The organism is Noviherbaspirillum humi, from assembly GCF_900188095.1.
Lineage (GTDB): Bacteria > Pseudomonadota > Gammaproteobacteria > Burkholderiales > Burkholderiaceae_D > Noviherbaspirillum > Noviherbaspirillum humi.
Genome location: NZ_FZOT01000004.1, coordinates 311,016 through 334,932, shown reverse-complemented (window position 1 = coordinate 334,932; position 23,917 = coordinate 311,016). Strand labels below are relative to the sequence as shown.

Sequence of the window (23,917 nt, the reverse complement as noted above, 5' to 3'; positions counted from 1 at the left end):
CTGGAGAACCCGGGCAAGCTGCCGCTGGAGTTGATCGAGGTGCAGTCGGGCGCCTACCTGGGCGAGGATGACATCGTCCGCTTCGAGGATAAGTATGGGCGGGCGTGAGATGTGAAGGCGCCGTAATGGGGCATACGTGGACTAACCTGCCCGGTCCCACGGTAAAAGAGGCGGAGCCAACTGAAGCCCCCTTGTCGACATTCAGCGTCGAAGGTTCGGAAAACGTTATTTGAATTCGTAGGCGCCGATGTCGACACTCGTGCCTTGAGGTCGACGTGTTCCGTCGAGATCCGTGGAAGGGGACATGGTTGATGTGCCCTTGTCGATGGCGGGTGAGCCTGGTGAAAGATGATAGTCGCCGCCGCCCGATCGAAGATAGTTGATGAACAGTGGATCGAGATTCACGTCAGCAGAATGAACAAGGTCGTTCTGAAGTTCCCAGTCTAAGCCGCTATTCATGTACAACAGATTGTTGACGTATGTATTGTGTATCCCCGTGAATCCGGTTTCCTTGATTCCAAAGACGTTATCCATCACGATATTGTTTGAGACATGAATATTGTCGGCGGGCGCATCGGAATGATAAAAGTCGCCTCCGCCAACTAGAATCCCATAGGTGGAAGCAAACACCGTATTGTTCGTGATAACGATACTGGTCGCATCGTGCCAGAGATGGATTGCCGCATATCCGATCTGATACACAAGATTATTAGCCACCATTCCCGACGTTCCGGCGTAGACACCATGGATGAAATCGCAGCCGACAGAGCCGATGTGGTGAATGACATTGCCGACCACATCGTTATTGGTCCCGAAATAGTAGTGGTCGGTAACGACTGCAGCACCGCCATCGTTTGTGCATAGTGTGGGATCAGTCGCAATATCGTGTATGCGATTGTTCTTTACCGCGGAAAAAGAGCCGGGTAGGTAGATACCCGAGGTCCATGCCAGGCCACCGCGGAAATTGGTGCCGTCAATCTCAAACCCCTCTATGTCGACATAGTCTCCCTCATTGATCCATGCGGAGCGATCGGTCGAGTTTTCAGGGGGAACAATTTTTACAGACGAAGGAATATCGGCAATATAGCGGATGCGTGCCGCCCCCGTGCCGCTAGCCGATGTTTTAAAACTGCCTTCATATTCACCGGGGGCAACATGTACTGTAGTTCCAGGGACGGCAACCGTGGAGGCCTTCGATATCGTTTTGAACGGGGCTGCAAGCGTTCCTGAATTCGCGTCGGAACCAGACGTTGCGACAAAGATATCGGCTGGGCTATCTACGGCCGTAGTATCTCGTGTGTTCGCCGTTGAGTCGATGGGTTCTGGTCCATTCGATCCTCCACCGCAGGCGTTGAGAAAGAGCACTAAGAAAACGCATAAACCCGTTGGCTTGGCTGCTCGAATGGAACATGGATGAAACACATCAATGCTCCTTGGGTTGATGGTCGTTGTATAACGAGACTGATATCTGGGTCCTTAGTTCGGATAGATCCAAGAATTGGATCAACTTCGTAATATCGGCGAAATATTTGATTGATTACCCAATGTGCTGTTTAAGGAGAAATCCAAATAGGTTCTAAAATCGCGGGCGGTTTGAGGCATTGCCCACACCGGCCTTGAAATGACTAGGCGCCCGAGAATTCGTCATTCCTCATGTAAATAAGGCATTCCGGAGATACCCGGAATGCCTTACTTGGTCAGCAAACAGGTGATGTTGCGACGAAAGCTTACTGAGCTATGTACTCGTATGCACCGATGTCGATACCTCCGCCTTGCGGACGGGAGACGCCGTTGATATCGGTTGTGGGTGCATAGGTAGTGGCGCCTTTATTGATTGCCGGCGAGGTCGATTTCAGTCGATAGTCGCCGCCGCCAGTGCTTACATAGTTCATGAACTGCGGGTCGGCACTAACCGTTCCACTGGTCCGGGTCGAGCTTCCGCTGGTAAGGGAGAGATTGCTTCCTCCATTGCCATAGACCAGGTTATTGCGGTACGTGTTATTGGAGCCGATGCCCAACGGTCCGGCGCCTTCGCCAATACCTGTTCCCCTGTTGTTGACCACGATGTTGTTATGCACGTTGAAGTAGTCAGGGGCAGTAATCAGGTTGTAGAAGCCATTGGCGCTCATGATGATGCCGCGGTCAGCATTGAACACCGTATTGTTGATCACGTCGACATTCGTGGCATCGTGGTAAAAAACGATACCGTCGGAGCCGATTGCATAAACAAGGTTGTTCTTGACCTTCATGTAAGCGCTCTGGCCATAGATGCCGCTGATCGTGCCGCAACCTGAGAATCCGACGTGATCAACGGTGTTGTTCAGGATCGCATGATCGTGCTGCTTGTAATACCCGTCGGTCACAATGCCTGCACCGCCATTGCTATCGCAGGTGCCGGAGGTGTAGATATTGTGGACGTGATTGTTTTGCAGCACCGAATAAGAGCCTGCCATTCTCAAACCAATGCGCCAGGCGGTACCGCCTTGCCCGTCGACATCGAAACCGCTGATCGTCGTATAGCTGCCACTGTCATTCCAGGCCACGCTCGAACCACTGCCTGGGACAAGCTTCGCACCCCATAAGACGTCCGACACGTAATAGATTCGCCCAGTCGCCGTGCCGCTTGCTGTGGTGGACAAACCACCGGTATAGGTGCCAGACGCGACGTGAACGATCGTATCGGGCTTGGCGACACTCGAGGCCTTTGCGATGGTTTTGAAAGGCGCCGCTTTTGTTCCAGGATTGGAATCGGAGCCGGTGGTTGCAACATAAAGATGATTGGTTGCGGTAAAGCCCGAAGTTGTGCTGGTGGTCGGGGACGTCGTGGTCGTGGTGGTGCCCGACGGAGTGCCTGAGGTGGTGCCGGTGGTTGGCGACGTCGTGGTTGTGGTGGTACCCGACGAAGTGCCTGAGTTGGTGCCGGTGGTTGGCGACGTCGTGGTCGTGGTGGTCCCCGGCGTGGTGCCGGTCGAGGTCGATGCCGTCGTCCACTCATAAGCGCCGATATCGACCGCGCCGCCTTGCGGGCGGGCTATGCCGTTCAGGTCGAGCGTCGGTGCATTGGTCGGACTGCCCTTGTCAATTGCTGGCGAAGTGCTGTTCAGGCGGTAGTCGCCGCCGCCCGTGCGCACATAGTTGACGAACTGAGGCGCCGCATAAACAGTGCCGCTTTCATGCGGCTGGCTGGCGGTGGTGAGCGACATGTTCGTGCCGTTGCCAAAGACCAGATTGTTGTAATAGTAGTTATTCTGGCCGATGCCAAGAGGGCCCGATCCTTCACCGATGCCTGTCGACGCATTGTCGTAAACAATGTTGTTGAAGACGTTGAAATAGTCCGGAGCGGTGGTCAGGTGATAGATGCCGCCAGCACTGAGGATGATGCCGCGATTGCTGTTGAACACGGTGTTGTTGCCGATGTTTGCACGGGTGCCATCGTGGTAAAACACAATGCCATCCGAACCGATCGCGTAGACCAGGTTGTTTTTAACGTCCGTGTAAGCGCCTTGCATGTAGATGCCGCTGATCGTGCCGCAGCCGCTAAAGCCGATATGGTCGACGACGTTGTTCAGAACGCGGTGATCTTCTTGGCCGGAGTAACCATCGGAAACGATGCCACCGCCACCATTGGAATCGCAGCCTTGAGCGGAACTGCTCCATACATTATGCACGTGGCTGTTTTCCACCGTTGCATGTGAACCGGTGATATGTACACCGATTCGCCATGACGATGTGCTGCTTCCGTCAATATCAAAGCCGCTGATGGTCACATGGTTTCCGCTGTTTCGCCAGCCGATAGTCTCTGTGCTGCCGGGGACGATTTTTGCGCCCCATTTTACATCCGACACATAATAGATGCGGGCGCCGTCCAGGCCGCTCGCACCGGTGGTGACTCCGCCAACATACGTTCCTGGTGCAACGTGGACGATGGTATCAGGCTTTGCGACGCTGGCTGCTTTCGAGATGGACTTGAAAGGCGCCGCCTGCGTTCCTGCGTTGGAATCTGAGCCTGTCGTGGCAACGTAGAGATGATTGGTTGCCGTGTACGTTGTGGACGGGCTGGCGGTCGCGGTTACAAGAGCGGTATCGGTGGTTGGAGAAGTCGTTGTGGAGCCGGTCGATGTTCCCGGCGTCGTGGATCCGGTGGACGCGTTCTTGCCATTTACACTGCTTCTTGCAAGAAGCTCGGCGTCGCCCTGTGCGGAGGTGTCTGTGGCGGTATCACTCCCTCCGCCTCCGCATGCAGCCAATAATACTGCTGCGCAAGCGCATGAAAGCGCACTCATCGAATATGAATGGAATGATTTTGAGAAAGGCAAAACGGATCTCCCTGATGAAACGGCGACTAGGTGCGCCTGTATGAAAACAGTTCATCAGAGCAATGACGCGAGGAAATAGTTCCAGGAGGAATCAGTTAAATCGCTGCGTTTTGCAACGATTTGTAAGCACAATCGCAGAAGAAGGACGAACTATTGGTACATGAGGATATTAAGAGGCGAGAAGAAGTGGCGTGATTCGGTTTGCGCCTATTGCCTGACTGAAAAATATTTCTGACAGAGAGCACCGTTGGGAGTGATGGAAAAGGCGTGCGTGACAGCAGTCACTGATGGCAATGCGGCTACGGGGCCGATTAATCCAAAAAACGGATAAAAATCTGTGCAGAGGGCGAGAACCATCGAAATTTCATCCTTAAATTTCGCTTGCGGGATCACTACATTAATAGAACCGGCCGACATGCCCTCGTCCTTGGTCGACCTATCGCTCTTCACTGCCAGAAACCAAGACCAGATACAAGCCAACCTCCTTGGGAGACTCGGCTCATTGTCCATCAGCCATTTTCAGCCCTCTCGAATGAAACAGCCGCGTCAACCATTGGTACCGCACGGATTGGCATCCCAGCCAATGTCGATCACATACGAAGAGAAAGACGACACATTAGATGCCGCGAGCTATCTGAAGTCATTAATCGAACATCGTTGGCTGATAGGATTCATTGCGGTTTTCGTTACGCTGCTCGGATTTGCCTATACCCTTATCGCAAAGCCGGTGTACCAGGCAAACATGCTGGTACAGGTCGATGAAAACGTAATACAGAGCAGAAGCATACTTACCGACATCAATGGCGTATTCGAGAAGAAGGTCGGGGTGAGCACTGAGATGGAGGTACTTCGCTCCCGCAATGTGTTGGACGGCGTTATCAACAACACCCATTCATATATTGTCGTGGAGCCGAAGTACTTTCCTGTAGTGGGCGCTTGGATCGCGCGCCTTCACCCCTACCTTTCAATGTCGGGGCTGCACGGAATGCAGAGTTTGGAGAGTTATGTATGGGCAGATGAGCAAGCGTTGGTTTCGCGATTGGATGTCCCGGATGATTTCGTGGGAAAGGAATTTTTACTCACCTTCCTGGGGGATGGGAAATATCGCCTGCGAGAGCGAAGACACGATATTGACATTACAGGAAGGGTAGGAGAGCTGCTTCAGGTTCCATATAGCAAAGAAACCATTGAAGTCATGGTCGATCGCATCATAGCCAAACCCGGAACAGAATTTAGCCTCAAGCGTATTCCCCAGATCGACGCTATCGAGCGCCTGCAAGATTCACTCAAGATTTCGGAAAAAGGAAAGCAGTCGGGGATCATCAACGTCGTGTTGGAGGGAAGCGATCCGAGGCGCACCAGCAGGATCGTGAATGAGATTGGACAGGAATATATCCGGCAAAGCGTCGATCACAAGGCTGATGAGGCGGAAAAGTCGCTTGTCTTCCTGAACAAGCAACTACCAGAGCTGAAACGTGAATTGGAAAATTCCGAAGCGAAGTACAACCAGATCCGAAACAGCTATGGAACAGTCGATCTAGGCGAAGAGGCCAAGATGATCGTGCAACAGGCAGCGTCGAATCAAACAAGGCTGGTTGAACTGCGACAAAAGCGGCAGGAATTGCTGAGCCGATTCGCCGATGAACACCCGGCCGTGAAAACCATCAATCAGCAAATCCGGGACATTAGCGTCGAACTCAACCTGATCAATGGAAAGATAAAGCGCATGCCTGCCATTGAGCAAGAGGTGTTGCGCGTTAGTCGAGACGTCAAGGTCAACACTGAGCTTTACACCAATCTGTTAAGCACGGCACAGCAGTTGCGGCAGGTCAGTGCAAGCCGTCTTGGCGGAGCGCGATTGCTTGACATGGCAGCGGTTCCCACCAAACCGGTCAAGCCGAACAAGCCAACCGTCCTATCGGTATCAGCCTTGCTGGGTATTGCGCTGGGCGTCGCCGCCGCTTTCATCAGAAAAAGAATGAGTGGGGAAATGCCCGACCCATACACGGTGGAAAACCGGCTTGGATTAGCGGTGAGCGCCACCATCCCGCATAGTCAAGACCAGGAGCGGATGTACGCACAGATTCACAAAAAGGCCAAAAAGGTGTCGCTGCTGCCTTACGATGCGCCGTCGGACAGCGCTGTAGAAAGCTTGCGCAGCTTCCGGACGTTGCTGCAGTCGGCAATATCAGATTCACAAAACAACATCATTCTGATTACCGGCCCGACGCCTGAAGTAGGCAAATCGTTCGTTTCGGCGAACTTCGCCGCTGTGCTCGCTTCAATTGACAAGCGGGTGCTCCTTATCGATGGCGACATGCGTACCGGGTACCTGCACCGCTATTTCGGCTTGGAACGCGAGAATGGACTCTCGGAAATTCTCGGCGGAACGATCAAAGTCGAGCAGGCAATCCATCAGCAAGTCGTCGAAAACGTGGACTTCATATCCACCGGCGAGCTTTCAACGCGCCCAGCCGAATTGCTCGCTCACAAAAACTTCGAGGCACTGCTCGAGAATCTGTCGCCGCGCTACGATTTCATCCTGATCGATACCGCACCTGCACTCGCTTTCGCTGACGCGATGATCGTCGCTACTCATGCAAGCACTATCTACAACGTCGTACGGGATGGCATTAGTACGGTGGACGAAATTGAAGAAACCGTTCGACGCCTGACGAAAGCCGGCGGTACGGTTACCGGCACAGTGTTCAACGATTTAAAAGGAAAGACAGCTAGCCGGTATGGATATGGGTATGGAGTGAAATACGGAAGATATCGAGATGCACGCTAAGCAAGAAGATCAGTTTCCGCTTCACGGTGGATTTGGATCCATGTAACCGAAGACGCTCTAGCCGTAACAACCATAAGAGAATAATTCGAAGGTTACCAGAAACGGAAACCGCTTAATGGCTGCAGAAAATTTGCTCTGGCATCCGTCCAAGATCAATCAGGACCAATCACCGTCAGCGCCAAAGCGGGATGAGAAGCCTTGAGCCAGCTTACGCACATTGTCCGTCGCATGCTGCCGAAAAACCCCTTTGCGCGGGGTGTTTCCGTGCTGGTTGCGGGTACCGCCAGCGGGCATCTCCTGACCATATTGGTAGCGCCGGTTCTAACACGCCTTTATCAACCGGAAGACTTTGGTCTGCTGGCTGTGTTCACAGCGTTGGCCGGAATCGTTAGCAATATTGCCAGTCTGCGCTATCAAGCGTCGATTCCATTGCCGGATAGTGACGAAGAAGCCGATGCCTTGCTTATTCTTAGCTTGGGAATCGTCGTATTGATTGCAGGAGCTTGCGCGGTGCCGTTGATTAAGTATTCAGATCGGATCGCCCATCTCCTCAATACTCCAAAACTCGCAAGATTTCTTTGGCTGCTGCCACTGGGAATTTTTTCGATTGGCATATTCAATGCCTTTCATAGCTGGGCCATCCGCACCAAAGCATTTGCACCCATTGCGAAAACCAGGTTGAGCCAGTCGGCGGCTACGGCGGCCATCCAACTGGGGGGGGCAACGATTGGCCCAGCGGCGCTGCTGGTAGGCCAGATTACCGGATATGCCATTGGAGCGGCATCTTATGTGCTTCGCGTGGTGCAGGCACGCTGGTCGCACCTAAAAAGAGTAAGGTTCTCCTCGCTATCTGTGGTCGCGATACGATATAAGCAGTTTCCATTGTTTTCAACATGGGGTTCGCTCTTCAACACAGTTGGCGCAGAGCTGCCTTCGATTCTATTTGCCGTGCTTTTCAGCCCTGCGGTTGCCGGCATCTACGCTCTCGCCAACCGCGTCCTATCGGTTCCCATGCAATTGCTTGGCCAAGCAATTGCAGACGTGTTTTTTTCGGACGCAGCCGACGCGAGTCGCGAGGGCCGGTTGGAACCGTTGATTGCCGTCATGCACTCGCGGCTGGCGCACATCGCCATGCCCCCAATTCTGGTGCTCTTGGTAAGCGGACCAGACATATTCAGCCAGATATTCGGCCAGGAGTGGCGCGAAGCCGGCGTTTTCGCGCAGTGGCTCGCACCGTGGCTCTATCTTGCTTTCATTACCTCGACGTTTTCATCCTTGTTCGCTGTGCTTGACAAGCTTGGCATGCTGCTTGTTTTCGAAGCGGTTTCACTCGTGGTGCGTGCGGCGGGGATAATTGCCGGCGCCTCCATTGGCGGCATGATTACGGCCGTTGCACTGATGGCGGTTGGCAGCGTTACCTGCCGCGCGATCATGTTCGTATATCTGATGCGAGTGTCGGGCAGCCGCTGGCATGAAATCGGGAAACCAACGTTGAGCGCATTAATCTGGGCAATTCCTTTAACCGGCCCTATCATTGTGGCGAAGATGTGGGGCTTAGGTCATCCGTTCTGGCTGCTAGGACTTGGAACGGCAACAATATTTATCGCTGCTCGGTATGCCTGCTTGATGAAAGAAGCGTGGGCATAAATCGCTAAAGTATGCGGCAATTAGCATTGGCAAGGGGTTGGCTTTGAAATCCGCAAAGGACCAGTATCGCGAAATCTCTGCAAAGGAAGAGTCCATTCCAATTTTTTCGCGAGCGTGGTGGCTAGACGCTACCGCGGGAGACGAGAACTGGAACGTCGCGCTGGTGACCAGCGGTGGACAAATCAAGGCCTCCATGCCTTACGTCATGCGTAGAAAGTTCGGCATGAAAGTGGTTAGTCAGCCTGCGCTGACCCAAACACTTGGTCCATGGTTGCGTCCGCTAAATGAAAATGCTAGTCATGCAAAAAGGCTTTCACAGGACCAGGAAATGATGGAAGAACTGATCGCACAGTTACCGCGCTTCGATTACTTCACTCAAAACTGGCATTACAGCCAAACAAACTGGCTGCCATTCTGCTGGCAGGGATTCCAGCAAACTACGCGTTACACCTACATACTGAATGACTTGCAAGACATGGGCAATGTTTGGGCGGGCTTTCATAACAATGTCCGACGCAACTGCAAGTCGGCATCCGAGCGGCATCAGATTACACTGCGCGACGACTTGCCATTGTCCGACTTTCTATCCTTGAACCGCATGACGTTTCAGAGACAAGGATTGAAGGTGCCCTACTCGGACGAGTATGTTCGCCGGATCGATGAGGCATGCCAGAAGCAAAACTGCCGTAAATACTACATTGCAGTTGACCGCGAGGGACGGAGGCATGCGGGATGCTATGTGGTGTGGGACAAGAACAGCGCATACGGCTTGATCAACGGTTCCGATCCCGCACTGCGTTCCAGTGGCGCGTTGAGCCTGTGCCTTTGGCAGGCAATTCAGGATGCAGCCCGCGTAACGCAGAAGTTTGATTTCGAGGGATCGATGTTGCAGCCAGTCGAGCGTTTCGTTCGTCACTTCGGTGCAGTTCAGACGCCTTATTTCAACATCAGCAAAATGCCGTCCCGTCTGCTCCGGGTAAGGCGAGCCCTGCAATCGGGGATCAAGGAGGAGTGATGTTCACCTTGACGTTTCCAGAGGGATGTCGACAGGAACGCCGGTGGATAAGCTCTGTATTGTTCCATGAGTTCCTTGGCATCGATCATCAAGTGCAGTTCGATCACCATGCGTCGGTTAGGATTAGCGCCGAGAACAAAGTGCTTGAGCTGCCGGACGTATTCTTCCGGATGGCAAGCGTGGAATGGCTCAGCCCGAAAACCCTTCCCTCGCAGCCAGTGAAATGGTGGTTTCTGCCGGCAACCAGCAATCTGGATCCTAAACTGATTTCACCATTTGTCCCCATCATCTTCGGGCAGCCGGGGTTCCACGCTAACGTGGGATCTGCATCCCTTGGGATTGATGTCTTCGGCTCTGCCTTTTATATGTTGTCCAGGTATGAAGAAGCGGTGAGCAAGGAGCGCGATATACATGATAGGTTTCCCGCGAAGGCGTCGCTCGCCTTTCAAGAAGGTTTCCTTGACCGTCCGGTCATTGACGAGTACGTCGAGATACTATGGTCCGCGATGTCGCATCTATGGCCGCAACTCAAGCGTCGTCCTAAGCAATACAAGATGATCGTCAGCTGCGACGTCGATTATCCCTTGCATCCCTCGGCAAAATCATTCAATCGAATGGTTCGCTCGACGGTAGGCAAAGTTGTGCATGACCGCCACCCTATGGCGATGTTGGGGCCATTTAAGAATTATCTGTCCCATCGATTCGGAGACTGGCACCGCGATCCATACTATCTGGCAGTTGATTGGATCATGGACATCAATGAGAAAGCCGGCAATGCGGTCGTATTCAATTTTTTGCCTGAAATCACCGACCCGCTCTTTGATGATACATGCGAAATCACCAGTGGTGCGGTAGCGGCGATGATGAAGAGAATCGACGACCGTAGACATGAGATCGGTCTACACCCGGGATACCGCTCATATCAGAGCGTAGGAACCACGCTTTCCGGATTGTCAAGACTGCGAGAGGCCCTGGACAAGGCGCATGTCAAACAGAACATCAATGGCGGGAGAAATCACTATCTAAGGTGGTCGACGATAACACCGGCGGTATGGAATGCGACCGGTCTGCGTTACGACAGCACTCTTGGTTTTGCAGATCACACCGGATTTCGTTGCGGTACTTGCATGGAATTCACCATGTTCGATCTGCATAGCCGTCAGCCGCTGGAGGTCAAGCAGCAGCCATTGATATGTATGGACTGCTCGGTGACTTCCTATATGGGATATGGTTTTACGAATGAAGCGTTAGAGCACATCAACAAATTGAACAATGCAGTACGGGAAATGAAGGGCAGGTTTTCATTGTTATGGCATAACTCGAGCCTGGAAAGCCTCGCCGCAAGATCGCTTTATTGTGAGGTGGTCAAATAATGTACCGCCGATTCATGCTCCTACTCCTGAATCTGGCTATGTTCGTAGCCTTGACCTTCGGATATGAAAACTTCATTGTGCCCTTATATGGTTATGAAGGGTATGTATTTCAGCCAGACATCACAAATGGGTATGCTGCAGTGATCGCGATCATAATATTGTCGATCATCATTCCCGCAACTTTCAAAAAACCATCAACACTGTTCTTCCAGTTGACTATGGTTTTTATATTGATTCCGATGATGGTATTGTTTTATGCAGAGGGAAAAAGCTGGGAATATCCGGCGCAGGTCGTTACGGCCTTCGTCTTTTCCGTTGGCTTATTGCGGTTCATAAAAATCGATCGCCCGCGATCCTTCTTCCTAAGTATGGATGCCTTGCAGCGCTTGTTGCTGTTCATGGTACTGATATACCTGGGCTCGATCTTTGCAATGGGGGGCGCTGCTTATCTCAATTTCGACTTATCCAAGGTTTATGACTTTCGAACGGATGCGGCGGACAATCTGCCAGGCATATTTGGGTATATTTCTCCTCCTATGGGGAAAGTCGTCGTGCCTATCGGACTGGTATTGTCACTTTTGTACAGAAAGTATGTGTTCGCGTCGCTCTACGTGATCTTCGGATTTCTCATTTTTGGGCTCACCGCAAACAAGGCGCCGTTGTTCAATCCTTTTCTTGTCCTCTTCATCTATCTCATTTCCTCGAGCAAAAGTCTTACGATCAAATTTAATCTGGGAATCTTGCTGGTAATACTGCTTTCAATCGGAGACTTTTGGCTGGCGTTCAACCTGGAGAACAGTGACGGATTATTTGGGTGGCTCGGAACCTTGATGCTCGCAAGAATGTTCTTTCTACCTCCCGAAATCAACTACATGTATCACGAATTTTTTTCGAGCCATGACTGGGTACTTTTCTCAGACAGCAAGATCACACTTGGTCTTTTGCGTTATCCCTATCCGCTTGACGCGCCCCATATGATCGGAAGGTACTACTTCAATAGTGACCTGACCGGCGCCAATACTGGGTGGATCGGAAGCGGCTATATGCATGCGGGCTTCGCTGGCATGCTCCTTTATGCGGCCATGACCGCCGTTATATTCAAGTACGTTGATTCTTGTGCGCGTAAAGCCGGTGATCGAGGCGTTGAATTAGTTACTGCCGCGACCGTCATTCCAATATTCTCGCTCATTACCTCCTCGGACCTGCCAACTACATTCCTCACGCATGGCTTGTGGGCAAACATGATACTGATTGCATGTTTCCGAAATCGCTCACCGAATGACTATGCGGAGCTAGTCAGGATGCGATCCGGGGTGAAGCCATCAAGCACAGTTCAAAAAGGTGCGTTGTTAAATCCAAGAGAGCACAACACCTATCTGAAAAGGTCTTGACGCTGGGCGATGGTTAAAATGTCTTCCGTTGAACGGCAAGAAAAGAGCATCTAAAGTGGCCGCCATGGTAAGGGCGCTGGGTTTCTTTCTGATATTGGCGTCATGGGGAGGATATGGTTTAAGCGCCGACCTACGATCGCTTGAGCTTGATCGTGGCAATCGTCCTGCTGAGGCTGGAATTTTCATATGTGGCGGCGAAGTCGAGCAAGCGGTCTGGACGAGTTGGGAGACAAGCGTTAAGCGCTATCTTCAGCAGGATCTCCTAGAGCACCGCTTATTGAACCACGGAGACGTTTACGCGCTATATGACTTCGAGATTTTTGCGCACAACATGGTGTTGATGGCACGGCGCTGCCATCGTACGCATCGCCTCCGGGAAGTTGCTGAGCTGATCAATAAGAGCTACTCGGCACTAACCGAAGGTACCGCTCTCTCGCCGGGCCGGCGTTGGATTTGTCGAGGGGGAAGCGTGTGCACCAACAAAAATCATCTGCTCGATAACGAGGTCATTCTATGTAGCGTCCAGTTTCTGGCGATGGCAGCCTCGGTTGCGAATGCGCTCGCAATTCAGGAACGGTCCCTTACCCGGGAAGACAAGGCCTTCATCAAGGAAACGGTTAGCGTCGCTGCAGATCACTTGCTTCGCTGGGGCGGGTGGGTCACCGTGTACCGTCTCAAATGGCAGGCTGCTGCAAGCGCGGATGACGTTACCAATTCATCATCAGCACTCTTTTTCACCGATAAATCCCTATGGATGATCACCATCTATTCTGAGCTATCGGGAATCGTCCGGAACTTGAGCCCGGCTGCAGCCGCTTTGCCTTCTGGTTTCGCTGAGAGGCAACGGGCTCATTTGAAAGCATTGCTTCGACTATTCAAGTCACGCGTCACGATTCGGCATTTGCCTTTCAGCCGAATTGGACCGGTTGACGTTGCTGACATTGACCGTGGTTACTGGCGGTTGTATGCGGACAATCAATATGCAGGGTACGAGAACGAAAAAAAACCGGCGTTATGCACGATAGGCAAGGAGGCTGGCAGCACGCAAAAACCGGAGTTGCAAATTTCGCCAAGCGCGGTTACCAGACGACAGGATACTGGGTGGGACTTCAGTCATGCACGCCGTCTGGTGCCTGCGCTGGATGCGATAGGGCGCAATCGGGAGGCGCTGCAAATCCTATTTGCTCTCTCCAGGGACGACTTGCCCGGCAACGATTTGGCAACCAGCTTTGCCAATAATCTGCTCGCGGTGATCTGGAATGGCGATGTGGCCAAACCCCTGTTTGCGAATTATTGGAGCGGAGCGAACGGCTGGTTTCGGGTTGCGTATGACAATGGGACAGGCGAATGCAGGGAAGGATACCCTCCCTATGGACTGACAGACGCCTTTGCAACAGGCGGATATGCGGCTTGGACCCGATATCGTCCTGAAATCGGCTTGCCGGCAAAGGCGCTGTACTGGCTTTTGCGAGATGAAAGCCGGGAAAGCAAGGCCTTCATTGCCAAATACTACCCAAGCTTCTCCGACAACGAAGATGGTCGAATAACAGCGCTTACCCAATTCGCCTTTCAGGCTAGCTTGGTAGCGGTCGGCATTCCATGAGGCAGTGAAAGTCACGTTGCTGACGTGCTCGCCAAAAACCTACTTCGCAGGGCCTCCATGATCCCCGGATAGCTGCTAATCCGATGATGTACCCATCGATTTCCCGCTTCCAGCCTTTTGCATAAACAAACATCGAAAAACTGGAAGTAAATCTCGTCTTCCGCGGCGCACCCATCGAAAATTCGGACTTATTTTTTTAGCGCCAGCAACTAAATTGATAATGAGCCGGCACACAGCGACGTTGGCGATCAATGAGCAGGATATCGAGATCGGATCTGGCGACAAAAATTATGCTATTGGCAAGCGCATCGAGTAACCCGTTTAGCGTAAAGATGGTTGAAATGAGCAGACCTGCCAAAATCGGCCTTATGTTGTTGGTCGATTTGGTGGCGTTACCTGCATGCTTCATGCTTGCCTTGTTGTTGAGGGTTGGAGAGGCACAAGCCATCACACGGTACGGCCTGCTGCCGTATCTGCTGGTAACGGCGATCACCATCGGCGCATTTGCCGCAACAGGACTGTACGGCGCGGTAGTCCGCTTCATTGATCAATGCCTCCTCATTGCAGCCGGAATCGGACTTGCGCTTGCTATCGCGCCGATCTACCTCTTGTCCTCCTATTTCAATTACTTGAAGATTCCGCACAACGCGTTGATGATCTACTGGTTCGTCGCATTTTCCCATGTGGTCATGTCACGGATGACGGCACGTGCGCTTCTGCGGGACAGTCAATTCGAAAAACGCAAGCGCATGGGACCGCTGGTTGCCGTTTATGGCGCCGGTGAAGCTGGGGTCAAGCTCGCGCGCGCCATTCGCGTCAGCGATAAATATAGGCTTGCCTGCTTTTTCGACGACAAATCGGTACTGAAAAACCGCAATGTTGCCGGACTGCGGGTGTTTTCTCCGGACCTCGTGGTTGATGTCGTAGCACACCATCACATCGACCTGATCATCATCGCCATTCCCTCCGCAACGCCGGAGCAGCGCAAAGCGATCATTGCCAATGCACAGAAATCGGGCGCGCAGGTGAAGACGCTCTACAATTTGATGGAACTGGCCGATGAGCACATCACGACGCGCTCCATCCGGGACCTGAAAGTCGACGATCTCCTGGGCCGGGAGCCTATCCAGCCTGACATGCACCTGTTCAAGAAATGCGTACACCACCAGAACATCCTGGTTACCGGCGCTGGTGGCTCGATCGGCAGCGAGCTATGTAGGCAGGTATTGACACTGGACCCTTTATCACTGCACTTGATCGATCATTGTGAATATGCGCTTTACAACATTCAGCAGCAGTTGAGGGATCGGTTTCCGCGGGCCGTCGTACACGCCCACCTTGGCTCGGTATGTGACGCCCGCCTCGTTGACCGAGTCGTTGCCGACAACAAGATTGACACCATTTACCATGCCGCCGCGTACAAGCACGTGCCACTTGTCGAAGGAAACATGGCGGAAGGATTGCGCAACAATATTCTCGGTGCGGAAATCGTTGCGAATGCCGCCCAGCGATTCAAGGTGAAAACCTGCGTGCTCGTTTCCACCGACAAGGCGGTCCGGCCAACCAGCATCATGGGCGCCAGCAAACGCATCGCCGAACTGATTTTCCAGGCAGCCGCGGTCAAGCAGTCCGGAACAAAATTCTGTGCCGTGCGTTTCGGTAATGTACTCGGCTCCTCCGGTTCTGTCGTTCCCCTCTTTAAGCAACAGATCGAGCGTGGCGGGCCGATAACCATAACCCACCGCGATGTGGTGCGCTATTTCATGTCCATTCCCGAGGCCGCGCAACTGGTCGTTCAGGCTGGCGCCATGGCGACCGGGGGCGACGTATTTGTTATGGACATGGGATCGCCGGTAAAGATTGTCGACCTTGCGCGAACGATGATCGCAATGTGCGGGCTTACTGAAAAATGCCCGGAAAATCCTAGTGGCGATATTGAAATACAGTTCATTGGTCTGCGTCCCGGCGAAAAGCTCTTTGAAGAGCTGTTTGCGGGAAATGATGCCATTCCTAGCAGACATCCTCGCATCATGACAACGACCGAGTATGTAATCGAACCTGACGTGCTGTCACAACAAGTCGCCTATTTGATGGTGGCTTGCGCCACAAACGATACCTCCATGCTGAAGATTTTGGTGAGAAAGCTTGTTCATGGCTATGCACGAGATGCGACGAAAGAAGCGGCCCTCGTGCCGGGCCAGGCAGATGACACGGAAACCTTGCCGACATTGCCGTTCATGCCGATTCGAATGATGGGCCGGACAGGCCTGAGGCATTAGCCGCGGGATCGCCGGTCGAAGCAAAGCACCAAAAACTGCAGACACCGCCTTGGAACTGCGTATTAAGAAGAGGAGCGATTCATGTCTTACCTTGAAGAGCAGGGCAGCATGCTACAGGGACCAACTGTCGTCGAACGTGAATCAAGCCTGTTGGATGATTTAGTCTCGAAGTTCGAAGACCGCACCGCCGTGATAGGCATAGTGGGACTCGGCTATGTCGGTTTGCCTTTGCTGCTGAGGTATTCCTATGCAGGCTTTAGGGTAATTGGCTTCGACATCGAGCAAGGGAAGGTGGATAAGCTGAATAATAGTGAAAGCTATATCGAACATATTTCTGAAAAATCGATTGCGTATGCGCGTCGCAATGGCTCCGAAGCAAGCTCCGATTTTTCGAGGGCTTCGGAGGTGGACGCGATCATCATTTGTGTGCCAACGCCCTTGAATGCCTATCGGGAGCCCGATCTGAGCTTTATTCTTGGTACGGTAGAGGCTTTGGTACCACACCTGCGCATCGGCCAAGTACTGTCTCTGGAAAGCACAACCTATCCCGGCACGACCGATGAGGAATTGCGCCCTCGTATTGAATCCAAGGGCTTCACGGTAGGTGAGGATATCTTTCTTGTTTTTTCTCCTGAACGCGAAGATCCGGGCAATCCCAACTTCAAAACCCGGTCCATTCCCAAGGTATGCGGCGGCGCCACGCCGGCATGCTGCAGGGCTGGGATCGCCCTGTATGCATCTGCCATCGATGAAGTGGTGCCGGTCAGCTCGACGCGCGCCGCGGAATTAACGAAGCTGCTGGAGAACATTCACCGAGCGGTTAATATCGGCTTGATCAATGAAATGAAGATCATTGCCGACCGAATGAATATCGACATTTACGAAGTCATCAATGCGGCGGCTACCAAACCGTTCGGGTTCACCCCGTACTATCCAGGGCCGGGGCTCGGGGGACACTGCATTCCGATCGATCCATTTTATCTGACATGGAAAGCACGCCAGTTCGGCTTGCATACCCGCTTCATTGAATTGGCGGGCGAAATAAACAACGACATGCCGCAATGGGTGGTCAATAAGGTAGCGAGCGCATTGAACGACCGTGGTCGATCGGTCAAGGGCAGCAAGATCCTGATATTGGGAATTGCCTATAAAAAGAACGTCGACGACATGCGCGAATCCCCTTCCGTGAAACTAATGGAAATATTGCGCAGCAAGGGCGCGGAGATCGCTTATTCCGATCCTCATGTCCCGGTTTTTCCAAAGATGCGCGAGCATCACTTCGATCTGGAAAGTGTCGATCTGACCACCGAAGCAATCGAGTCTTATGACTTGATACTTCTGGCAACGAACCATAGCTCATTTGACTATGGCTTGATACAGAAGCATGCCAAAGTTATCGTCGACACACGCGGCGTCTACCCAGGTCACTTGCACAACGTCGTCAAGTCCTAACGCTCTGAAAGGCATGACATGCAATACCACTCCGCACCTCTCGCAGAAGGCGCTTTCATCCGGCGAATCGACAGAAAGATCCGATTCGCACTGGTCGGCTGCGGCCGCATCTCCAGAAACCATTTTGCTGCACTAAAACAGCATCAAGATCGCTGCGACCTCGTCGGGGTTTGCGACACGGATTCGCGCGCGTTGGAAGAATCCGTCGCCATTACCGGCGCACGGCCTTATAAGAGCCTTAGCACCATGCTTTCCGAATCTGATGCAGACGCTTATATCCTTACTACACCGTCAGGTCTGCATTCGCGGCAAGCGATAGCCGTTGCCGAAGCGGGCAAGCATGTCGTGACGGAAAAACCGATGGCAACTCGATGGGAAGATGGAAAGCGCATGGTGGCCGCCTGTGACGAGGCACGTGTTCACCTGTTCGTGGTAAAGCAGAACAGGCGTAATGCGACGCTGAAGCTGCTGAAGAGGGCAGTGGAAGAGCACCGCTTCGGCCGCCTCCACATGGTCAATGTCAATGTGTTCTGGACACGGCCTCAGGAATATTACGACAGCGCGCGGTGGCGCGGTACCTGGGAATACGACGGCGGCGCGTTCATGAATCAGGCCAGTCATTATGTCGACCTGCTTGAGTGGCTGGTCGGACCGGTAGAGAGCCTGCACGCCTATACCGCTACGCTGGAACGCAACATCGAGGTGGAGGACACCGGCGTCATGAGTCTGCGCTGGCGAAATGGAGCACTTGGCTCCGTGAATGTCACCATGCTTACGTATCCGAAAAACCTGGAAGGCAGCATTACCATTCTTGGTGAAAAGGGAACGGTACGCATCGGCGGCGTAGCGCTCAACGAAGTGCAGCATTGGGAATTCGAGGATCATTGCGCAGATGACGCCAAGGTGCATGAAGCCAGTTACCAGACCAACTCGGTGTACGGCATGGGCCACGCCCAGTATTACGAAAACGTCATCCAGGTGCTGCAAGGAGAGGCCGAACCGGAGACCGACGGGCGGGAGGGCTTGAAAACGCTGGAGGTTTTGATCGCGACTTACTTGTCTGCGCGTGACGGAAAACGCATAGCGCTACCCATGGAGTACTGAGATGAATATGGCGATTCCGGATGCAATTCACCCAAGTGCAATTGTCGATCGCGGGGCCACCATCGGGCATGGCACGCGGATATGGCACTTCTCACATGTCTGCGGCGGTGCCCGTATCGGCAAGTCGTGTTCGCTCGGACAAAACGTGTATGTGGGTAATGACGTAGTGATTGGCGACAATGTCAAGATTCAAAACAACGTGTCGGTCTATGACGCAGTCACTCTTGAGGATGACGTGTTTTGCGGACCCAGCATGGTGTTCACCAATGTCTACAATCCTCGCGCCGCCGTGCTCCGGAAATCGGAATATCGAAAGACCCTGATACGACGCGGCGCCTCGTTGGGCGCAAATGCCACCATCATATGTGGCGTGACGGTGGGCCAGTATGCCTTCGTTGCTGCAGGGGCGGTCGTCAACCGCGATGTCCCCGACTATGCACTGATGACCGGCGTGCCCGCACGTCAAATCGGCTGGATGAGCCGCTATGGTGAAAAACTTGAATTGCCGCTTCGGGGCAATGGGGAAGCCGTTTGTCCCCACACCGGAGACCATTACATATTGCAAGACGGTCTCTGCGTTATCAGCGGTGATCCTGAGAAAGTTGACATATCGGCAAACACAAACAACCATGAGGCTGAAAAACGATATGGAATTCATTGACCTTAAATCCCAATATGAAGCACTCCGCCCGAAAATCGGCGCACGGATTCAGTCGGTTCTTGACCACGGAAATTACATCATGGGACCGGAGGTGGAAGAGTTGGAAGCGAAGCTTGCCAGCTATACCGGGGCGCGCCATTGCATCACGGTTGCTTCCGGAACCGAAGCGCTGCTTATTGCATTGATGGCAATCGGCATCAAGCCGGGCGATGAAGTGATCACCACGTCGTTTTCCTTCATAGCGACTGCCGAAGTCATTGTCCTGTTAGGCGCGACACCAGTCTTTGTCGATATCGAACCGGATACCTGCAATATCGACGCATCACTGATCGAGCAGAGCATCAGCGAAAGGACGCGCGCAATCATTCCGGTCTCTTTGTATGGCCAGCCTGCCGACATGGATGAGATCAATGCCATCGCTGACAGATACGGAATTCCAGTAATCGAAGATGGGGCGCAGAGCTTCGGCGCCGTTTACAAGGGACGAAAAAGCTGCAATTTATCGACAATTGGCTGTACCAGCTTTTTTCCAAGCAAGCCACTCGGCTGCTATGGCGACGGCGGCGCGATTTTCACCAATGATGCTCAGCTGGCGCTTGCCATGCGTGAGTTGCGAATTCACGGACAGTCGAAGCGTTATGTACATACGCGCGTTGGCGTTGGCGGACGCATGGATACGATTCAGTGCGCGATCGTGTTGGCGAAACTGGAACGCTTCGATTGGGAAGTCCAGCGCCGGCAGGAATTGGGGTCGTACTATAGCGGCGCGCTGAGCGACTACATGGAAGTCATGCAAGTTCGGCCGGATCGCACCAGCGTTTTTGCGCAGTACACCGTGGCCGTTGAGGACCGGCAGTCAGTGCAGTCAATGCTCAGGGAAAAGGGCATTCCTACTGCAGTGCATTACCCTGTCCCGATACCGCTCCAAGCGGCCTATGCGCAATCTTGTCTTATGGAGCAATGGCCGGTCGCCATCGAGATGTCACAGAAAGTCATGAGCCTTCCGATAGGTCCGTATATGGATGAAGGAGACGTCGCATTTATTAGCGACGCGCTGCTTGCGACCCGCCGAAGACCATTAGTGCCTGCGTTCAAGACGACGCTGCACGCATAGCGCATTCCTCTCGAATGGATAGAAGCCAAGAAATGTGAAGCCGCCTGCTGGCAATGCGTTCTGCCGGCCTTCGACGACATTTCGTTCGAACCACTCATTATTTCGTAGGCCTCCTGCAATGTGCGGAATCGCTGGATCAGTCGTCAGGCAGAGTATGAGCCATGGGCGGCAAATTGTTCCCTGGGACGAACTTGCACTGATCAATGCTAGAGGGCCTGACAGCCACGGCATCGAGAACTTTCAATGCCGCGGATTTGACGTGTCGCTGGCACATGCCCGTCTTTCGATCATCGACCTGTCGGCGCTGGCGCATCAGCCGATGCATGATACGGCATCCGGCTGGTGGATCACTTACAACGGAGAGATCTATAACTATCCCGAAATAAGAGGAGAGCTTGTAAGTCTGGGATGGTCCTTTCGATCGTCAGGCGACTCCGAAGTGCTATTGAAGGCCTGGGCGCAATGGGGCCTTGATGCGCTACCCCGTTTCAACGGCATGTTCGCGTTTGCCGCATTCCATCCGCTGTCGGGCGAATTGTGGCTGGTAAGAGATCGATTTGGCGTCAAGCCGCTGGCATGGGGAAATCTGCCTGAAGGAGGAATCGTTTTTTCTTCTTCGGTCTCTGCCGTTGCCGGTCAAGTTGGCGGGGAGATTGATACCGAGTATTGTGCTCGCGGTGCACGATACAAGGTATTTGAAACTGCGGAAACCGGCACGCCGTTCATCAACGTGCGTAGTGTCGCGGCGGGCAGCTGGACCCGGATCCGGATCACAGAGGCAGGAACGCACGTGACCGAGGGAGCGTGGTATGACTTGCGGAAGCGGGTCGCCATGGCTGCCGAGTCGGTCCTCTCCATGACTGACGATGAATTGTTTGAGCGCTGCAAGCACCTGCTGGAAGATGCAGTGCGCGTCCGGCTGCGTTGCGATGTGCCTGTCGCGGTGTCGCTAAGCGGCGGATTGGATTCAACCACGGTCGCTTCGCTTGCTTCGAAAGAAGTCCCGCAATTGCGCGGATTTACTTATGGATCACCAACGGCACAAGCGTCGGAAGGTCCTGCCGTTGAGCGCTTCGGGCGGGAAACCGGCATTGACGTCACCTATGTCTGGCCCAGTGTCGGGCGCAGAGCGCTTGGCGATGCGCTCGAGCGGACCATGGGATTTCAAGAGGCGCCATTCTCCGGACTAAGCTTATTAGCCCAAAATCAAGTGTATCGAATCGCTCGGCAGGCCGGCTTCAAGGTACTGCTCGGCGGTCAGGGAGGGGATGAGCTGTTTGCCGGCTACCGAAAATTCTTCGTCGTTGCTTTGCGGGAGGCAGTACGCAGGCACGAGTTCCAGAATATCGTCGGCTACGTCTGTTCATTCGGGTTGATGATGCTGCACGAGGCCAGCCAGGCGCGCATGTATTGGGAAAACCTGAACCGCTACCGTCGCAATGCCGATGCGGGTTTCCGTTTGCTGAACTGGCAGTCGACCCTCGAAAACTTGTGGGGCGCCCACGATCTTACCTTGTCTGCCAGGCAGATCGACGATGTGCGCCAATGGAGCCTGCCGACCCTGCTGCGCTATGAAGATCGTAATTCCATGGGCTACGGCGTGGAGAGCCGATTACCGTTCATGGATTATCGCCTGCTCGAGATGGCGCTGGCGCTTCCTGCCAGGCTGAAGATCAGCAACGGCTACGGCAAATGGGCTTTGCGCAAGATCACCGCGGGGACTGTACCGGATTCGATCAGGCTGAATCGGAAAAAAAGAGGGTTCGATGTGACGCAATCGTGGATTCAGAACGGCATCAGTACTCGCCTGAGATGCCTGATCTTCGATCACCGGCGGATATTGACCGGCCATTTGCAGAAAGGCGCCGATCTCGACCACCTGTTGTCGGATGCGGCCCTTTCAAGCGACAGCAATCTACTGGATGAAGCCTTGATGCTGGCATGGCTAGCCAAGCCGGTCAGAGCCAACGCGGCGGAAAAAGCGGTAGCGAGGGTGTCATGAAAAAAATATGCCATATGTCCTCGGCACATCATGGCCTGGATATTCGCATATTCCGCAAGGAGTGCGTGTCGCTAGCGGCAGCTGGCTTTGACACCCATCTGGTCATCAATGCAGCTGCGGCCGATGTATCAGAAGCCGCCGGCTACGGCGTGACCTTGCATCCCCTGACTTATGTACCGGAAAGTAGACGATTCTCCAGAATGTCGGTTCACGCGTGGCGTTGTTACTCGGCTGCGAAGAAACTTGATGCGGATATCTACCACTTTCATGATCCGGAGCTGATGCCCTATGGCCTGATGCTGGCGCGCGCCGGCAAGCAAGTGATCTTCGATGCGCATGAAGATCTTCCCGGTGAGATTCATTCCAAGGATTGGGTACCGCTGCCGGCGAGGTGGATACTGGCCAGTGCCGCCCGATGGCTTCAGAACTTTGGGGTCGCACGCCTTGCCGCTGTTGTCGCAGCGACGCCTTTCATCGGATCGCTGTTCGATGGCATCGCGAAGCGGGTCGTGGTGATCAACAACTTTCCGCTGATCGGTGAACTCAGCCCGCAGTCCGAAGATGAAACCAATCCGCGTGACAGTGTCTGCTACGTGGGCGGGATCGATGAAATTCGAGGCATCCGTGAAGTTGTGCAGGCGATTGGTAGGACACAGTCACGCCTGCTTCTCGCTGGAAAATTTGCAAAGGACGCAGTCAGAAATGAAGTCATGCGTTACGTCGGATGGAGCAGAGTAAAAGAATACGGTTTCGTTGACCGTCAAAAAATATCGGAAATCATGGCAAGAAGCTTTTCTGGATTGGTTACGCTGCACCACGTTCCCAATTTCGTCAATTCACAGCCAATCAAAATGTTCGAGTACATGTCAGCAGGAGTGCCTGTCATCGCCTCAAACTTCCCATTGTGGCGTGAAGTAATCGAGGGCAACGAATGCGGCATTTGTGTTGATCAGAATGATCCGGAAGCCATTGCCGCGGCGATCAGGCATTTTCATGAACGCCCGGAGGAGGTTGCGCGCATGGGCAAAAACGGCCGTCTCGCCGTTGAAAGCAAGTATCGCTGGGATTGCGAAGAGAAAAAGCTGGTTGCGTTGTACCGGGATTTGCTTGGCTATTGATTCACTTATCCAGCGATGGAGGGGATGGACGTTGTGCATATCGTTATCGTA

General features: G+C 53.3%; 17 protein-coding genes. 14 read left to right on the top strand and 3 right to left on the bottom strand.

Annotated elements, in window-relative coordinates:
- A partial coding sequence (locus CHB88_RS09880; RefSeq protein WP_217900150.1) for a hypothetical protein occupies positions 1 to 108 on the top strand: 108 nt, incomplete at its 5' end.
- Positions 109 to 225: 117 nt separating this feature from the next.
- On the opposite strand, the gene CHB88_RS09875 is transcribed toward CHB88_RS09880, so the two are convergent.
- The 3 genes from CHB88_RS09875 to CHB88_RS25130 all read right to left on the bottom strand — a co-directional run bounded on the left by CHB88_RS09875 (position 226) and on the right by CHB88_RS25130 (position 4,826).
- Positions 226 to 1,365 carry a choice-of-anchor Q domain-containing protein gene (locus CHB88_RS09875; protein WP_245844868.1) on the bottom strand — a complete coding sequence of 380 codons (1,140 nt, stop codon included), beginning with the start codon at positions 1,363 to 1,365 and terminating at the stop codon, positions 226 to 228.
- A 362-nt stretch (positions 1,366 to 1,727) separates the two neighbouring features.
- Complete coding sequence (locus tag CHB88_RS09870; protein ID WP_143131206.1) at positions 1,728 to 4,316, bottom strand: right-handed parallel beta-helix repeat-containing protein; 2,589 nt, start codon at positions 4,314 to 4,316, stop codon at positions 1,728 to 1,730.
- A 207-nt stretch (positions 4,317 to 4,523) separates the two neighbouring features.
- Positions 4,524 to 4,826 carry a hypothetical protein gene (locus CHB88_RS25130; RefSeq protein ID WP_176442398.1) on the bottom strand — a complete coding sequence of 101 codons (303 nt, stop codon included), beginning with the start codon at positions 4,824 to 4,826 and terminating at the stop codon, positions 4,524 to 4,526.
- A gap of 73 nt (positions 4,827 to 4,899) precedes the next feature.
- Here CHB88_RS25130 and CHB88_RS09865 point away from each other — a divergent pair, with 73 nt between their 5' ends.
- The 13 genes from CHB88_RS09865 to CHB88_RS09805 all read left to right on the top strand — a co-directional run bounded on the left by CHB88_RS09865 (position 4,900) and on the right by CHB88_RS09805 (position 23,866).
- Positions 4,900 to 7,107 carry a polysaccharide biosynthesis tyrosine autokinase gene (locus tag CHB88_RS09865; RefSeq protein ID WP_176442397.1) on the top strand — a complete coding sequence of 736 codons (2,208 nt, stop codon included), beginning with the start codon at positions 4,900 to 4,902 and terminating at the stop codon, positions 7,105 to 7,107.
- A 198-nt stretch (positions 7,108 to 7,305) separates the two neighbouring features.
- Positions 7,306 to 8,754, top strand: coding sequence for an oligosaccharide flippase family protein (locus tag CHB88_RS09860; RefSeq protein ID WP_089399140.1), 1,449 nt, complete (start codon positions 7,306 to 7,308; stop codon positions 8,752 to 8,754).
- A gap of 37 nt (positions 8,755 to 8,791) precedes the next feature.
- Positions 8,792 to 9,769 (top strand): GNAT family N-acetyltransferase, encoded by a 978-nt coding sequence (locus tag CHB88_RS09855; protein ID WP_089399139.1) that lies wholly within the window; start codon positions 8,792 to 8,794, stop codon positions 9,767 to 9,769.
- Positions 9,769 to 11,142, top strand: coding sequence for a polysaccharide deacetylase family protein (locus CHB88_RS09850; RefSeq protein ID WP_089399138.1), 1,374 nt, complete (start codon positions 9,769 to 9,771; stop codon positions 11,140 to 11,142). The genes CHB88_RS09855 and CHB88_RS09850 overlap by 1 nt, the downstream gene beginning before the upstream one ends.
- A gap of 14 nt (positions 11,143 to 11,156) precedes the next feature.
- Entirely contained in the window at positions 11,157 to 12,533 is a 1,377-nt protein-coding gene (locus tag CHB88_RS09845; RefSeq protein ID WP_143131205.1) for a hypothetical protein, read from the top strand.
- A 55-nt stretch (positions 12,534 to 12,588) separates the two neighbouring features.
- Entirely contained in the window at positions 12,589 to 14,136 is a 1,548-nt protein-coding gene (locus tag CHB88_RS09840; RefSeq protein ID WP_143131204.1) for a hypothetical protein, read from the top strand.
- Between the two features lie 251 nt (positions 14,137 to 14,387).
- A complete protein-coding gene (locus tag CHB88_RS09835; RefSeq protein ID WP_245844867.1) occupies positions 14,388 to 16,415 on the top strand; it encodes a polysaccharide biosynthesis protein in 2,028 nt (675 codons plus the stop codon).
- Positions 16,416 to 16,496: 81 nt separating this feature from the next.
- Complete coding sequence (locus tag CHB88_RS09830) at positions 16,497 to 17,867, top strand: nucleotide sugar dehydrogenase (protein ID WP_089399134.1); 1,371 nt, start codon at positions 16,497 to 16,499, stop codon at positions 17,865 to 17,867.
- Between the two features lie 18 nt (positions 17,868 to 17,885).
- Positions 17,886 to 18,971: a Gfo/Idh/MocA family protein gene (locus tag CHB88_RS09825; protein WP_089399133.1), complete on the top strand. Its 1,086-nt coding sequence runs from the start codon at positions 17,886 to 17,888 to the stop codon at positions 18,969 to 18,971.
- 1 nt (position 18,972) lies between these two features.
- Positions 18,973 to 19,632: an acyltransferase gene (locus CHB88_RS09820; protein ID WP_425436085.1), complete on the top strand. Its 660-nt coding sequence runs from the start codon at positions 18,973 to 18,975 to the stop codon at positions 19,630 to 19,632.
- Positions 19,619 to 20,746 carry a DegT/DnrJ/EryC1/StrS family aminotransferase gene (locus tag CHB88_RS09815; protein ID WP_089399132.1) on the top strand — a complete coding sequence of 376 codons (1,128 nt, stop codon included), beginning with the start codon at positions 19,619 to 19,621 and terminating at the stop codon, positions 20,744 to 20,746. The genes CHB88_RS09820 and CHB88_RS09815 overlap by 14 nt, the downstream gene beginning before the upstream one ends.
- Before the next feature lie 118 nt (positions 20,747 to 20,864).
- Positions 20,865 to 22,748: an asparagine synthase (glutamine-hydrolyzing) gene (gene asnB / locus CHB88_RS09810; RefSeq protein WP_089399131.1), complete on the top strand. Its 1,884-nt coding sequence runs from the start codon at positions 20,865 to 20,867 to the stop codon at positions 22,746 to 22,748.
- Positions 22,745 to 23,866 carry a glycosyltransferase gene (locus CHB88_RS09805; protein WP_089399130.1) on the top strand — a complete coding sequence of 374 codons (1,122 nt, stop codon included), beginning with the start codon at positions 22,745 to 22,747 and terminating at the stop codon, positions 23,864 to 23,866. The genes asnB and CHB88_RS09805 overlap by 4 nt, the downstream gene beginning before the upstream one ends.
- Positions 23,867 to 23,917 lie beyond the last annotated feature (51 nt).